The sequence below is a fragment of the Oceanisphaera litoralis genome, assembly GCF_016907015.1.
GTDB lineage: Bacteria > Pseudomonadota > Gammaproteobacteria > Enterobacterales > Aeromonadaceae > Oceanimonas > Oceanimonas litoralis.
On the sequence record NZ_JAFBBE010000006.1, the window covers coordinates 100,408 to 114,879 of the forward strand.

The 14,472-nt window shown below is 58.8% G+C and carries 12 protein-coding genes; 5 read left to right on the forward strand and 7 right to left on the reverse strand.

What is annotated here, in order from left to right:
- Positions 1 to 56: 56 nt before the first annotated feature.
- Both HNR62_RS05370 and HNR62_RS05375 read left to right on the forward strand, forming a co-directional pair.
- Positions 57 to 377 (forward strand): hypothetical protein, encoded by a 321-nt coding sequence (locus HNR62_RS05370; protein ID WP_204795066.1) that lies wholly within the window; start codon positions 57 to 59, stop codon positions 375 to 377.
- An 11-nt stretch (positions 378 to 388) separates the two neighbouring features.
- Positions 389 to 1,681, forward strand: a complete 1,293-nt coding sequence (locus HNR62_RS05375) for a tyrosine-type recombinase/integrase (RefSeq protein WP_204795068.1) — start codon at positions 389 to 391, stop codon at positions 1,679 to 1,681.
- 90 nt (positions 1,682 to 1,771) lie between these two features.
- Here the strand turns inward: HNR62_RS05375 and HNR62_RS05380 are convergent, their stop codons facing one another.
- Together HNR62_RS05380 and pomA are read right to left on the reverse strand one after the other, a co-directional pair.
- Positions 1,772 to 2,620 (reverse strand): flagellar motor protein MotB, encoded by an 849-nt coding sequence (locus HNR62_RS05380; RefSeq protein WP_239552617.1) that lies wholly within the window; start codon positions 2,618 to 2,620, stop codon positions 1,772 to 1,774.
- Positions 2,621 to 2,664: 44 nt separating this feature from the next.
- A complete protein-coding gene (gene pomA / locus HNR62_RS05385) occupies positions 2,665 to 3,420 on the reverse strand; it encodes a flagellar motor protein PomA (RefSeq protein ID WP_204795070.1) in 756 nt (251 codons plus the stop codon).
- Positions 3,421 to 3,653: 233 nt separating this feature from the next.
- On the opposite strand from pomA, the gene xseB reads away from it, so the two are divergent.
- Genes xseB through dxs form a run of 3 tightly spaced genes read left to right on the forward strand, consistent with a single transcriptional unit; the run spans position 3,654 to position 6,678 of the window.
- Positions 3,654 to 3,899 (forward strand): exodeoxyribonuclease VII small subunit, encoded by a 246-nt coding sequence (xseB, locus tag HNR62_RS05390; protein ID WP_420827138.1) that lies wholly within the window; start codon positions 3,654 to 3,656, stop codon positions 3,897 to 3,899.
- Position 3,900: 1 nt separating this feature from the next.
- Complete coding sequence (ispA, locus tag HNR62_RS05395) at positions 3,901 to 4,791, forward strand: (2E,6E)-farnesyl diphosphate synthase (RefSeq protein ID WP_204795072.1); 891 nt, start codon at positions 3,901 to 3,903, stop codon at positions 4,789 to 4,791.
- Between the two features lie 21 nt (positions 4,792 to 4,812).
- On the forward strand, positions 4,813 to 6,678 hold the full coding sequence (dxs, locus tag HNR62_RS05400; protein ID WP_204795073.1) for a 1-deoxy-D-xylulose-5-phosphate synthase: 1,866 nt from the start codon (positions 4,813 to 4,815) through the stop codon (positions 6,676 to 6,678).
- Between the two features lie 221 nt (positions 6,679 to 6,899).
- On the opposite strand, the gene fusA is transcribed toward dxs, so the two are convergent.
- The 5 genes from fusA to HNR62_RS05425 all read right to left on the reverse strand — a co-directional run bounded on the left by fusA (position 6,900) and on the right by HNR62_RS05425 (position 14,455).
- Entirely contained in the window at positions 6,900 to 8,993 is a 2,094-nt protein-coding gene (gene fusA, locus HNR62_RS05405; protein ID WP_204795074.1) for an elongation factor G, read from the reverse strand.
- Positions 8,994 to 9,201: 208 nt separating this feature from the next.
- The gene (locus HNR62_RS05410) at positions 9,202 to 10,566 is read right to left on the reverse strand and encodes a hypothetical protein (protein WP_204795075.1); all 1,365 of its coding nucleotides are present in this window, start codon (positions 10,564 to 10,566) and stop codon (positions 9,202 to 9,204) included.
- Positions 10,567 to 10,862: 296 nt separating this feature from the next.
- The gene (locus HNR62_RS05415; RefSeq protein WP_420827139.1) at positions 10,863 to 11,801 is read right to left on the reverse strand and encodes an ABC transporter permease; all 939 of its coding nucleotides are present in this window, start codon (positions 11,799 to 11,801) and stop codon (positions 10,863 to 10,865) included.
- 2 nt (positions 11,802 to 11,803) lie between these two features.
- On the reverse strand, positions 11,804 to 12,778 hold the full coding sequence (locus tag HNR62_RS05420; protein WP_204795076.1) for an ABC transporter permease: 975 nt from the start codon (positions 12,776 to 12,778) through the stop codon (positions 11,804 to 11,806).
- A 123-nt stretch (positions 12,779 to 12,901) separates the two neighbouring features.
- Entirely contained in the window at positions 12,902 to 14,455 is a 1,554-nt protein-coding gene (locus HNR62_RS05425) for an ABC transporter substrate-binding protein (protein ID WP_204795077.1), read from the reverse strand.
- Between the last annotated feature and the right edge of the window lie 17 nt (positions 14,456 to 14,472).

The window sequence follows — 14,472 nt, forward strand, 5'->3', positions numbered from 1 at the left end:
AACCCCCTTTTAATCAGCCGCCACTCAGGCGGCTTTTTCATGCACGGAGAACACCAATGACCCCCAATATCAACATGGGCCAGGTTCTGGCCGACCAGTTTTATCAGATGCAAATAGCCATCCAAGACATGGCCTCCCTCAAGCAACAGCTGAGCGAGTTACAGCAAGAGGTGTCTATGCTTAGGGAGTCCGGCGGCGATCAAGGCTGGATGACCATCAAGAAGGCGGCGAATATCATGGGACTCAACTCCCCCGCCCTCGCTCAACGATTCCGCCGCGGCGTCTATCCCGAGGGTGTCGTTTGGGCAATGGAAAACAACCGCTACATCGTCAACCTGCGCGCACTGCGGGAGCACATGGCACGCGGGCAACACTGAGAATCCGAAACATGAAACTCACCACCAAGGTCGCCCGGCTGCTGGATGCCACGCCGGGGGTACACATACACAAGGGGCGGCTGCGTATCGCCCTCAAGGTGCCGGGGCGCACCACCCCGGTGCGCAAGTCGCTGGGCCTGCCGCCCACCGAGGCCAACATTCTCTACGCCGGCAACAAACTGTCGGCCATGAAAATCGACGTGCAGACCGGCAACTTTACTGCCGACGAGGCCGCCTTCTGGCACAAGCACCTGCCCGACGACCCCAGGTACAACATCGTCAACCGCACCCTGCGCGACTACTTCAATCAGTACCGGGAGTCCAGAAAGTTCGACTTGTCCCATTCCAGTCAGAGGGGGCTCGAAACCGTGGTGGCGCTGCTGGAGTCACACCGATTGCTGGATCGCGATGTGCGCGATATCAGCCATCGGGATCTGGAGCAGGTACGCAGCCATGCGCTGACCACCCGCAAGGCAACCACGGTCCGGCTTTACTTCACCCGACTGCGGGCCGTGATAGACGAGGCCATCAGAGACGGTCACCTGGAGCAGTCGCCTTTTGTCCGGCTGCGCAAACTGCGTCAGTCCAGCGCCGAAAGCGATCCCGTCGCGGTCGAGCCATTCACCCAGGACGAGCTGACCCGACTGCAAGACAGCTGCAAGACCGAGCCCGCCCGGCAGATGGTGGGCCTGTTATTCTGGACGGGCATCAGGCCGGGGGAGTTAAAGGCGCTGGCCTGGGAAGATGTGGATCTGGAGGCGGGCACAATGCGGATCCGCTACAGCCTGAGCCGGGGCGGACATATCAAGCCACCCAAGACGGCGGCCGGCGTCCGCACCGTGGATCTGTTACCACCGGCGGTGGCGATACTGAAACGGCAGCGGGAGCTGACCTTCATGTTGCCGGCACGGAAAGACGAGATCAGACTGCTGCACAACAAGACCCGCACCGAACCGCGGCGCCGGGTGTTTCTCAGTTCGAACAATAAACCGTACCGAGATCCCACATTGCTGACCACCCACCAGGCGTGGGCGGATTTACTGCGCCGGGCCGGACTGACCTACCGGGAGGCATACCAACTTCGGCACAGTTACGCTTCCATGATGCTGATGGTCGGCGCGCACCCCGCTTATCTGGCCAGACAAATGGGCCATGCAGACTGGGGGATGATCAGGAAGGTGTACGCCAAATGGGTAGCCGACGAGAACCCGGGATACCGTGACGAGCTGGCCAGAAAACTGGGGATTCTTGACCCCCATATGACCCCCGGTGAAACAACCAAAAGCCAAGGTGTTGATAAATAAAGCAGAAAGCGTTAAACCCGGCATTATACACGACAATGCCGGGCCTTTGCTCAAATAATAACAGCTGCCTCACGCCTTCCCCTGCCTATTTTACTGCGGCGAGAACAACTCCAGCGGCGCGGTAAATTTGGGCTTTCCCTGAGAAATGGTAATCTCCACCCGCCGGTTGCGACGCCGGTTTTCGGAGGTATCGTTAGGCTCCAGCGGCCGAGTTCCGGCCATCCCCAGCACCACCATACGCTCGTCCTCAAAGCCCTCCACCCGTAGCAGTTGCTCAGCCACCGCCAACGCCCGCTGGGACGACAGTTCCCAATTGGAGCGAAACAGCTCGTTACGGGTCTGAAGATCATCCGTATGGCCGGACACCAGGATCTCGCCGGGAATATCCTTGAGCAGTTTGCCAATCTGGCGCACCACCGGCCAGAACTGGGGTTGCAAGAAGGCAGAACCTGCCGAAAAGGAGGCGTTCTCCTTGATGCGGATACTCACCTGCTGCCCCAGCGCCTCTATCTCGAGCGCATCCTGCTCGATTGATTCATTCAGCGCCTCGGCCAGCGCCTCGGCCAGTACCATGATTTGCGGCTCGGTCTGGGACATCTCGTACTGCTCTGCACCACTCAAGTTGCCGTTTTCGCGGCTTTGTCCGGCCGATCTGTCTTCTTCACCGGGCTCAAAATCCAGCTCTGCCTGGGTCGAGTCGGTGGTGTGCTGCATGATGACGTCGATGGGCGTGGGCTGAGGCTGGCCGGGGCGAAACTCCAGTGCAATGACCGAGGTACCCTTGGGAATTTCGGTCACTTCCAGCTGGCTCTGTACCCCGAAGGCGTATTTCATGCTGCCGGCCACCTGCTTGAACTTGAGTACGTCCATTTCGGCAAAGGCCAGCAGCAAGACGAAAAAACTCATCAGTACGGTGGCCAGATCGGCAAAGGTTACCATCCAGGCCGGGGCTCCCGCCGCCGCGGACTTGCGCTTCCTGGCCACTACTCCTCCTGCGGCCGCTTGGTCTCGGCCAGATAGTTTTCCAGCAACCCCTGCAGCACCCGCGGATTCTGTCCGTCCTGAATCCCCAGCACCGCATCCAGGATCAGGGTGCGGTTGAGCCGCTCCTCCCCGGAGCGCAGTTCAAGCTTGTCGGCAATGGGCAGGGCGACCATGTTGGCCAGCATGGCACCGTAGAGGGTGGTCAGCAGCGCTATCGCCATGGCCGGGCCTATCGCCTTGGGGTCATCCATGTTCGCCAGCATGGCCACCAGACCGATAAGGGTACCAATCATGCCCATGGCCGGCGCCACATCCCCCAGCGCCCGAAAGATTTTTGCCCCCTGCTCCTGGCGCTCGGCGGTAAGGTCTATGTCTTTTTCCAGGGCCGCCTTCACCACATCCTGCTCGTGGCCATCTACCAGCATATCCACCGCCTTTTGCAGGAAAGGGTTGGTGATTTGCGCCTCTTCCAGCGCCAGAAAACCGCCCTTGCGGGCCGAGTCGGCCAGCACCACGACCCGTTCGATCAAGTCTTCGGGTTTTTCCAGCTTGAACATGAAGGCCTTGGCCGCCACCTTGGCAGCCCCAAAAAACTGGCCCAGGTTGAATTTCATCATCACCACGAAAAGGGAGCCGATCAGCACAATAAAAATCGATGGCACATCCACATAGACGCTGAAGTCGCCCCCCAGCACCATGGCCATGCCGACAAAGGCCATTCCACCGATCAATCCGATAATGGTTGCCAGATCCAAAGCGAGATCCTCATTGGTTATTTATTTCATGTAATTGCGGACATAAACGACGCCAATATTACCTTGTTACACCTTGGCTTGTCGCTGTTGGCGTCGGTGTTATCGGCCGTCTCCCTATTTTCTGAACCCCTGGCAGTCAATCGGCCACCGAACGATTCTATAAGTTTCGCCAAACGCGGGACGAGAATGGTACTATTGCCCCCCATTTTGCCGCCTAATGACAGAGGATGCCCGTGGCTACCAAAAAACCGGAAAATATGGATTTTGAAAGTGCCCTCGCTGAACTTGAAAATCTGGTCAACCAGCTGGAAGAGGGTGATCTGAGTCTGGAGCAGTCGCTCAAGTCATTCGAACGGGGCATTCAACTGGTGCGCGCCGGTCAGCTGCGGCTGACTCAGGCCGAGCAACAGGTACAGATACTGCTACAGCAGGATGAAGAACAACTGGTGGCCTTTACGCCGGGTCGGGAGGAACGCTGAGATGGAGTTCCTTCAATTGCAGCAGCACTACCACGAGCGCATAACGCGGGTGCTCGTCACGGCCGTCTCAAACCTCGACAACCGGGCCCCCGAGCTGAAGGCCGCCATGGAATACGGCCTGTTGCAGGGCGGTAAAAGAGTGCGTCCCATGCTGGTGTATGCCAGTGGCGAACTGCTGGGGCAAACCAATGCCCCGGCGCTGGACGCCGCCGCCGCCGCGGTAGAGTGCATTCACGCCTATTCGCTGATCCACGACGATCTGCCGGCGATGGACGACGACGACCTGCGCCGGGGCAAGCCGACCGTCCACAAGGCCTTCGACGAGGCCACCGCCATCCTGGCCGGAGACGCCCTGCAGGCGCTGGCCTTCGAACTGCTCAGCCGGCAGCAGAACGGCCTGAGTGCCGAGCGCCAGTTGCGCATGGTGCAGGAGCTGGCCCGGGCCAGCGGCTATGGCGGCATGTGCGGTGGCCAGGTGATGGATATTCAGTGCGAAGGCAAGGTCATCGACCTCGGTACGCTGGAAAGCCTGCACCGCCACAAGACAGGGGCACTTATCCGTGCCGCCATCCGCCTGGGCGCGCTCTGTGCCGAGAACATGGAAGAAGCCCACCTGACGGCGCTCAGCCGTTATGCCGACGCCATCGGCCTGGCGTTTCAGGTGCAGGACGATATTCTGGATATCACCGCCGACACCCAGACCCTGGGCAAGACCCAGGGCAAGGATCTGGTGCAGCAGAAAAGTACCTATCCGGCCCTGCTCGGCCTCGACGGCGCCCGCGGGCTGGCGGACGACTTGCACCGGCAGGCACTGTCGGCGCTGTCCGATATCCCCTATCCTACTCAAACACTGGAAGCATTCGCCCACTACATCGTTAAACGCGATTTTTAGGGCGAGGACAATAATAAGCTTATGAGTCTGAATATTGCCGATTACCCGACCCTGGCGCTGGCCAACCTGCCCGACGAGCTACGCAGCCTGCCCCAGGATCGACTGCCCACCCTGTGCGACGAGCTGAGATCCTACCTGCTGCATTCGGTCAGCCGCAGCAGCGGCCACCTGGCCTCCGGCCTCGGCGTGGTAGAACTGACCGTGGCCCTGCACTACGTCTACAACACCCCCTTCGACCGTCTGATATGGGACGTCGGCCACCAGGCCTATCCGCACAAAATCCTCACCGGCCGGCGCGAACGCATGGCCAGCATCCGTCAGTATCAGGGGCTGCACCCCTTTCCCTGGCGGGGCGAGAGCGAATACGACACCCTGAGTGTCGGTCATTCCAGCACCAGCATAGGGGCCGCACTCGGCATGGCCATTGCCGCCAGTCGGGAACAACAGGGCCGCAAGGTGGCCGCCGTTATCGGTGACGGCGCCATTACCGCCGGCATGGCGTTCGAGGCCCTGAACCACGCCGGCGACATTCGCAAAGACATGCTGGTGATCCTCAACGACAACGAGATGTCGATTTCGGAAAATGTGGGTGCGCTCAACAATCACCTGGCGCGGATCATGTCCGGCTCCCTGTACAGCAGCCTGCGCGAAGGCGGCAAGAAGGCACTGGAGATACTGCCACCGCTGAAAGAGCTGGCCAAGCGCACCGAAGAACACCTCAAGGGCATGGTCATTCCCGGCACCTTGTTCGAAGAGTTCGGCTTCAATTATGTCGGCCCCATCGACGGCCACGACATCAATACCCTGGTCGAGACGCTGCGCAACATGCGCAAGCTCAAGGGACCACAGTTTCTGCACATCATGACCCGCAAGGGCAAGGGCTATCTGCCGGCCGAGCAGGATCCCATCGGCTATCACGGCGTGCCAAAATTCGATCCGGCCGAGAGCTCCCTGCCCAAGAGCCCTGCTTCCGGCCCCAGCTATTCCGCAATTTTCGGCAACTGGCTGTGCGACATGGCCAGGGCCGATGACAAGCTGATGGCCATCACGCCGGCCATGCGCGAAGGCTCCGGCCTGGTACGGTTTTCGCGGGAATTTCCCACGCGCTACTTCGATGTCGCCATCGCCGAACAACATGCGGTCACCCTGGCCGCGGGCATGGCCATCGAGGGCAGAAAGCCGGTGGTGGCCATTTACTCCACCTTTCTGCAGCGGGCCTACGATCAGCTGATCCACGATGTGGCGTTGCAAAACCTGGATGTGCTGTTCGCCATCGACCGGGCCGGCATCGTCGGCGCCGACGGTCCCACTCATCAAGGCGCCTTTGATCTGAGCTTTATGCGTACCGTGCCCAACATGGTGATCATGACGCCGGCGGACGAAAACGAATGCCGGCAGATGCTCTACACCGGTTATCGACATCCGGGGCCGGCGGCGGTGCGTTACCCGCGTGGCAACGGCAGCGGCGCCGAGATAGCCGAGCAGATGACGGCACTGGAACTGGGCAAGGGCCGGACGATCCGTCAGGGCAGCAAGGTGGCCATACTGAACTTCGGCACCCTGCTGGCGGAAGCCGAAGCCGCCGCCGCAGCACTTGATGCCACCCTGGTGGACATGCGCTTCGTGAAGCCGCTGGACCAAGGCCTGCTGCTGTCGCTGCTGGCCAATCACGATCTGCTGGTAACGGTGGAAGAAAACGCCATCATGGGCGGCGCCGGCTCGGCAGTGGTTGAATGCCTGATGCGTAACAAAAAGCCGGTACCGGTGCTGAACCTGGGTCTGCCCGACCACTTCGTGGAACAGGGAAGCCAGCAGCAGATACAGGCCAAACTGGGCCTGAATGCCGAGGGCATGGTGCAATCCATCCGGGAATATCAGCAGCGCTGATAGCCGAAAGGAAACGGCGAAACCATCGGGTTTCGCCGTTTCCTCCCCGACTTAATCGGAGTCACTCCACTCCTCACTTCACTCCCCTCACTTATCACTTCTCACTTCTCACCCCTCACTTCTCACCCCTCACTCCTCACCCCTCACGCTTTATTTCAGCCATAAAAAAACCGCTGCCGGGGCAGCGGTTTTTATCAAAGGGCTAAAACGTTAAACCAGAATTACTTCTTGGCGTCAGCTGCTTTGCGTTCTTTAACCTGGGCAACCACTTTTTCGGATACGTTGGCCGGGCATGCTGCGTAGTGCGAGAACTCCATGGAGAACTGACCACGACCGGAAGTCATGGTACGCAGTGAACCGATGTAACCGAACATTTCGGACAGGGGTACGTCGGCCTTGATGCGAACACCGGTCACGCCGGCATTCTGATCCTTGATCATGCCGCGACGACGGTTCAGGTCACCGATAACGTCACCCACGTTGTCTTCGGGGCTGAACACGTCAACCTTCATCACCGGCTCAAGCAGCTGCGGCTTGGCTTTGGCGATAGACTGACGAAAAGCGCCTTTGGCGGCGATTTCGAACGCGATGGCCGAGGAGTCGACTGCGTGGAAAGCACCGTCGATCAGTTCGAATTCAACGTCCAGTACCGGGAAACCGGCGATGGTACCGGTCTTCATCATGCTGCCGAAACCTTTCTCGACTGCAGGCCAGAATTCCTTCGGCACGTTACCACCCACAACGGATGACTTGAACACGAAACCGGTATTGGCTTCACCCGGACGGATGATGTAGTCGATCTTGCCGTACTGACCGGAACCACCAGACTGCTTCTTGTGGGTGTAGCTGTCTTCCACTTCGGCGGTAATGGTTTCACGGTATGCCACCTGCGGCTCACCCACAATCAGTTCAACACCGTAGGTACGCTTCAGGATGTCTACCTTGATGTCCAGGTGCAGTTCACCCATGCCTTTCAGGATGGTTTCACCGGAATCAACATCGGTTTCTACGCGGAATGACGGATCTTCGGCGATCATCTTGCCGATGGCCACGCCCATTTTCTCGGAACCGCCTTTGTCTTTCGGCGCAACGGCGATGGAGATAACCGGCTCGGGGAACACCATGGCTTCCAGGGTACAGGGGTGCTTGACGTCACACAGGGTGTGACCGGTCTGCACGTTCTTCATGCCGATGATGGCGATAATGTCACCGGCCTGGGCCGATTCCAGTTCGTTACGTTCGTCGGCGTGCATTTCACACATGCGGCCAACACGTTCGGTTTTACCGGTGGCGCTGTTGAGGATGGTGTCACCCTTCTTGATGCGACCCGCATAGATACGTACGAAGGTCAGGGCGCCGAAACGGTCATCCATGATCTTGAATGCCAGCGCTTTCAGCGGCGCGTCGGCATCAACGATGGCGAATTCACCGGTCTCAACACCTTCTTCGTCGGTCAGCGGCTGCGGATCAACTTCTACCGGGTTGGGCAGGTAGTCAACCACGGCGTCCAGTACCAGCTGCATGCCCTTGTTCTTGAAGGCAGAACCACAGTAGGTCGGGAACAGCGCCAGGTTGCGAGTACCCTTGCGGATACAACGCTTGATGTCTTCGATGGAGGGTTCAACACCTTCCATGTAAGATTCCATCAGGTCATCGTCCTGCTCAACGGCACTTTCAACCAGCATTTCACGGTATTCTTCTACCATGTCAACCATGTCGGCCGGCACGTCTTCCATGTGGTAGTTTTCGGCTTCTCCGCTTTCGTCCCAGATCCAGGCCTTGCGGGTCAGCAGGTCAACAACACCCTTGAACTCGTCTTCAACACCGATAGGCAGCACCATCACGATGGGGTTGGCGGCCAGCACGTCACGGGTCTGCTGAACCACGCGCAGGAAGTCGGCACCGATACGGTCCAGCTTGTTGACGAAGATGATACGCGCAACTTCCGAGTCGTTCGCATAGCGCCAGTTGGTTTCTGACTGGGGCTCAACACCGCCGGAACCACAGAATACACCGATGCCGCCATCCAGCACTTTCAGAGAACGATAAACTTCAACGGTGAAGTCAACGTGTCCGGGGGTGTCGATAACGTTGAAGCGGTGGTCTTTCCAGAAACAGCTTACGGCTGCAGACTGAATGGTAATACCGCGCTCGGCTTCCTGCTCCATGAAGTCGGTAGTAGATTCACCATCGTGAGTCTCGCCCGACTTGTGGATTTTACCGGTCAGCTTGAGGATACGCTCGGTGGTCGTGGTTTTACCCGCGTCAACGTGAGCGAAGATACCAATGTTTCTGTATTTGGATAATTCGGACATGATGCAACTTTTATGGTTGATTAAAGAAGTAGACGGAGCATGTGAAGAGTACCGACACACCGCACATCAGTTTTTAGGCGCGTATTATGCAGTAGAACCTTGTCCGGCGCAAATGGCCGCAGCAATAAAAGCGCACACTTTTTGCACAAGGCGAACGCTCATCGACAACACTTATCGCCCCTCATCTGATGTTACACCAGTGTCTTGATTAATCCACTCCGAGCAGGGCGGCCAATGCCCAGATGGCCAGTACCACCAGCACCGACATCAGGCCAAGATAGCTCAGGTTCCAGCGCATGATCTGAAAGGAGTCCACCCCGTAGCGGCCCTGAAATGCCAGGTTGATGCCGGACAGAGGCCCGGTAGGCGTCCCCAGCGCCCAGGACGACAAAAACACCAGTGCCAGCAACGTATGATCAGGCTCAAGCGGTGCTAGCACCGAACCCGCCAGGGCGATACAGATGATGGGGTGAATACCGAGCAGGGACAATAACACGGTAGCCAGATAGGTCAGGCTGGCCTCGGTGGCACCAAATCCGTCAAGCGGCAGGGTGCCGCCCCAGCTCGACAGCAGGCTTTCCAGCCCGTAAGCCAGCACACCCGCGGCAAGAAACAACGCCAGCTCGTTGCCCATCTGGGGCAAACGGCCGTTGACCAGTTGCCCCAGCCCGGCCAGCGGCGAGCGCCTTCCCGCCGTCAGTACCAGCAGGGTGAGCAGGGGCGACAGCAGGGTGATCACCGACAGGATGGACAACACTGGCCATAGCTGATGCGACAGCAGCACGGCGGCGGCCAACAACCCCGGTAGCATCAGTCCCTCCGCCTGTAGCGGGTAACCCCGGAACTCGCTCAGTGCCGCCACCTTTTTCCCGCCCTGTTGACGGCCCTGTTGACGGCCCTGTTGACGGCTCAGCTGCCAGCAGGTCAGGCCCATGGCCATCAGCGCCAGCGGCATGCCGACCAGCCAGAGCATACTCAGGCGGGCATCGGGCGCCACGCTCAGCGCCACCGCCATGGCGGCAAAGAAGGGCGACCAGAAGGCGGCTGCGGTAAAACCGCGAATAAGCACTATGGCCTGCTCCCGGCTGACAGTGCCATTTCGTGACAGCCGGTCGCCGATGATGAACACAGACGACAGGTTAATCACGGAGCCGAACAGGTGCACCGCCCCCAGGGTAGAGGCCACCGCCCGGCGCCCACGGGGCAAGGCGGCATCGGCCTCACCACCGGGTCGGCTCACCAGCCCGAGAAAGCTGACCGCCACCAGCATGGAGAGCAGGCCGCTGTTGCCGACCAGCAGCCGTTCAACGTCCACCTCGGTGCCCGGACCCTGGCTCAATGCCAGACAGCCGGCCCCCAGCAGCAGCAACAGCAATGCCTGAATACGGTTGCGCCGGGCCAGCCCCGACCACAGCAAAACCGCCGCACACCAGTACCCGGCCCCGGCCCAGAGACGACTGACCGGCAGCCCCAGCAAGTCTGCCGCCACCAGCGCCATGGACGTCATGATCAGTATTCCCGCCAGTCGACGGCGCACAGCGAGGGGGAATAACAAATACCGGGTGGCCAGCAAGAAGGGACTCCTGAGTGAAAGGTATAAAAGGTATAAAAGGTATATTTGATTTGCAGAACATCCGCATTGGTTAAGTAATGTGGCGTCACACCAAAAAAGGTATAAAAGGTACAAAAGGTACAAAAGGTACAAAAGGTACACGTCGGTTGTGATGTCACAACAAATACAGGCGTCTGCAAAATGTTGGAATTCGCTTCGCTCATTCCAACCTACGGCAACGACTCAAAGGCTGGCATCACCTACAACACCAAACAACTTACGGCTTACGGCTTACGGCTTACGGCTTACGGCTGTGATTATCCCTTGTACAACTTGGGGTTGAACACATCACGCAGCCAGTCGCCGAGCAAATTGATCACCAGTACCAGTATCACCAGATAGATACCGGGGAAGGCGGTGATCCACCAGGAGCCGGAAAAGATGTAACTGAATCCCATGCTGATAAGCGACCCCAGCGAGGGTTTGTCCACCGGCATACCCAGCCCCAGGAACGACAGCGCCGCCTCGCTCATGATGGCGTTGGCCACCTGCACAGTGGAAATCACCAGTATCGGCGACAGGCAGTTGGGCAGTATGTGGCGGAACATGATGCGCATGGACTTGAAGCCCATCACCTTGGCCGCCTCCACGTATTCCTTCTTCTTTTCCGCCAGCACGGTGGCGCGAATGGTCCGCGCATACTGGGGCCACTCGGCCAGGCCGATGATCACCACCAGCATCAGCACCGCATATTCGGCGTAAAAGTCCGCGCCCAGGGTGGCCTGAAACACCGCCGATACGATAATGGCCACCATCATGGTCGAGAATGACAGCTGCACATCGGCAACCCGCATCAGCAGGTTGTCGATGCGGCCACCGAAGTAACCGGCCGACAGGCCTACTACTATGCCGATCACCAACTGCAACGCCACCGCGCCCAGGCCGATAATCAACGACACCCGGGAGCCATAGAGAATGGTGCTCAGAATATCCCGCCCCTGCACATCGGTGCCCAACACAAAGCGCTCGTCGCCCATGTCCTGCCAGCTGGGTGGCAACTCCGAGTCCAGAATGTCGATGGTGGCCAGATCATAAGGATTGTGCGGCGCGATAATCGGCGACAGCAAAGCGGCGGCCAGCAAGGTCACAAACACCGCAAAGCTGACCATAGCCACCTTGTCGCGCCGAAAGTGGTACAGAAAATCCGACTGCCTGAACCGGGCCCAACGGCTCGGGTTAATGTCTGTCGTCATCATGCTTATCCCTTCGCTGCCAGGTTGACGGTCGGATTGATCAGGCCGTAGATCAAATCGACGACGGTGTTGGTCACCACAAAGATAAAGCCGACAAAAATCACGTAGGTGGTGATCAGCGGCGTATCCACCCGATTGATGGCGTCGAGGAACAGCAGGCCTATGCCCGGCCACTGAAACACCGTCTCGGTCAGAATGGTGTAGGCCACCATGGTACCAAGTTGCACCCCGCCTACCGTGATCAGCGGCAACAGGGTATTTTTCAGGGCATGAATAAACCAGATGCGGTACCTGCCCAGGCCCTTGGCCCAGGCAAACTTGACGTATTCCGAACTTAGCTGCTCCAGCATTTCCGAGCGCACCAGACGGATGAACAGGGGCAGCATGATGGACGACAGCGCCATGCTCGGCAGTATCAGGTTGCGAAAGCCCTGCCAGTTGAACAGCCCCGACTCCCAGCCCAAGGGGCTGGTCAGTTCGCCGCGGCCGTAGGCGGGCAGCCAGCCCAGCTCGATGGAAAAGACATACATCAGCAGAATGGCGGTGAGGAATACCGGCACCGAAATGCCGATGATGCTGACCCCCATCACGACCCGGGACAAGAAGGCGCGGGGCTTGATGGCCGAATAGACCCCCAGCGGTATGCTGAGGGCAATAATGAGGATGCTGGCACAGAACACCAGTTCCAGCGTGGCCGGCAATTTCTCGAAAATCACCTCCAGGGTTGGCTGCTTGTAAAAATACGAGGTGCCGAAATCCCCCTGCAGGGCATTGCCGATAAAACGGCCGTACTTGATCATGAAGGGATCGTTCAGACCCATTTCGGTACGCATCTGCTGGCGCACCTCTTCCGATACCGACTGACCGACCAGCTCGCGCAGCGGGTCGCCCAGATTATCCTGAATCGAAAACGCCACCAGACTGATGACGAACATCACAACCAGAACCTGGAACAGCCGTTTCAGTAAAAAAGTAAGCATCTTTTAAATTCCAACTGCGGGACCGGGGACGAAAAAACAGGGATTCGGGATTGGGGATTGGGGATTGGGGAATAGGGAATGGGCGAATCCCCAATCCCTTTCCCTATTCCCTATTCGCCGTTTTTATTCGACCACCAGATCCCCCAGGTAGGGGAAGTCCATGGCGTTGACCACCGGCTCGGCATTTATATTGTTGCGCGCGCCCCAGGCCAGGTTCTGCCAGTGCAGCGGCACGAAGGCGGCGTCGTCATAGAGGATTTTCTCGGCCCGTTGCAGCATCAGTTCCCGCTTGCCACCATCGGTTTCCAGGTTGGCGGACTCGATAAGCGCGTCCAGTTCCGGGTTGGAATAATGACCGCAGTTGTACTGGCCCCGACCGGTCTCCTCGTTGCGGGTCATGGTCAGGAACTCGGAGAAGTTGGCGGTGTCTTCGGTGTCCGAGTGCCAGCCAATCATCAGCATGTCGGCGGCGCACTTGTCGAACTCGGGCCAGTACTGGGCCACCGGCAGGGTCTTGAGATCCACCTCTATGTTGATGCGTGCCAGCATCGCCTTGACCGCCTCGGCAATGCGATAGTCGTTCACATAACGGTTGTTGGGCGCAATCATGCTGATCTTGAAGCCATCCTGGTAACCGGCATCCATCATCAGCTGTTTGGCCTTGTCCAGATCGTAACGCGGCGTCAGCTCCGGGTTGTGCCCCACATAACCGGCCGGTGCCTGCTGGCCGGCGGTGGTGCCGAAGCCACGCATGATGCGCTTGACGATGCCTTCCTGATTGATGGCGTAGTTTACCGCCTGGCGTACGCGCACGTCCTTGAAGGGCTCGAAGCGCGCCTGATTGAGCTGGAAGGTAATGATGCGGGTACCCGCCTCGGTCACCAGCTTGACGCCACCGGCAGACTCGACCCGGGCGTGATCGTTGGGCGATACCGGCTTGATAAAGTCCACGTCACCGGCCAGCAATGCCGCCACCCGGGTAGCATCTTCCTTGATCGGCACCAGCGTCATGTGCTGTACGTTACCGGGCGAGTTTTTATCCCAGTAATCGGCATGACGTTCGTATTCCACCTTGACCCCCTGCTGACGGAACTTCAGCTTGAAGGGACCGGTACCGGAGGTGTGCGTCGAGGCGAAAGAGCTGCCGTGTTTGACCACATCGGCCTTGTTCCTGCCGTCGTCGCTGGTGCCGCTGTAGAACGTCGAGTCCATCGGAAACAGATAGGTCACGGTATTCAGCACCAGCGGAAAGGGTCCCTTGGTCACCAGATCCACTGTGTGCTCGTCCACCCTGGTCGCCGCGCTGAAGGGGTCGAAAATAGCCTTGAAGTCGGGCGACGCCTTCAGCCGGTTGAAGGTCCAGACCACGTCATCGGCGGTAAAGTCGTTGCCACTGTGAAATGTGACGCCCTGGCGCAGATGAAACCGCATGGTGTTTTCATCGATGCGCTCCCATTTTTCCGCCAGTCGCGGCTCAATCTTGAAATCCCTGGTCCAGCGCACCAGGGGATCGAACAGCAAATGAGACATTTCCAGCGTCGCGCCGGACAGCTGCTCGTGCGGGTCCATCGACACCGGGTCCGCGTCGTAGGCGATGGTAATATCCGCGGCCTGCACACCGAATGCCAGGCCGGCCGCCAGCAGCGCCACCGTTACCTTGTTGAGTCCTGATTTCATGAAACACTCCATTGACA

Excerpts from the sequence above, each read along its gene's own strand:
- HNR62_RS05380 (WP_239552617.1), bottom strand. The coding sequence starts at position 2,620 with ATGGTAACCTTTGCCGATCTGGCCACCGTACTGATGAGTTTTTTCGTC.
- HNR62_RS05420 (WP_204795076.1), bottom strand. The coding sequence starts at position 12,778 with ATGCTTACTTTTTTACTGAAACGGCTGTTCCAGGTTCTGGTTGTGATG.
- HNR62_RS05375 (WP_204795068.1), top strand. The coding sequence starts at position 389 with ATGAAACTCACCACCAAGGTCGCCCGGCTGCTGGATGCCACGCCGGGG.
- HNR62_RS05370 (WP_204795066.1), top strand. The coding sequence starts at position 57 with ATGACCCCCAATATCAACATGGGCCAGGTTCTGGCCGACCAGTTTTAT.
- dxs (WP_204795073.1), top strand. The coding sequence starts at position 4,813 with ATGAGTCTGAATATTGCCGATTACCCGACCCTGGCGCTGGCCAACCTG.
- ispA (WP_204795072.1), top strand. The coding sequence starts at position 3,901 with ATGGAGTTCCTTCAATTGCAGCAGCACTACCACGAGCGCATAACGCGG.
- HNR62_RS05425 (WP_204795077.1), bottom strand. The coding sequence starts at position 14,455 with ATGAAATCAGGACTCAACAAGGTAACGGTGGCGCTGCTGGCGGCCGGC.
- fusA (WP_204795074.1), bottom strand. The coding sequence starts at position 8,993 with ATGTCCGAATTATCCAAATACAGAAACATTGGTATCTTCGCTCACGTT.
- HNR62_RS05415 (WP_420827139.1), bottom strand. The coding sequence starts at position 11,801 with ATGATGACGACAGACATTAACCCGAGCCGTTGGGCCCGGTTCAGGCAG.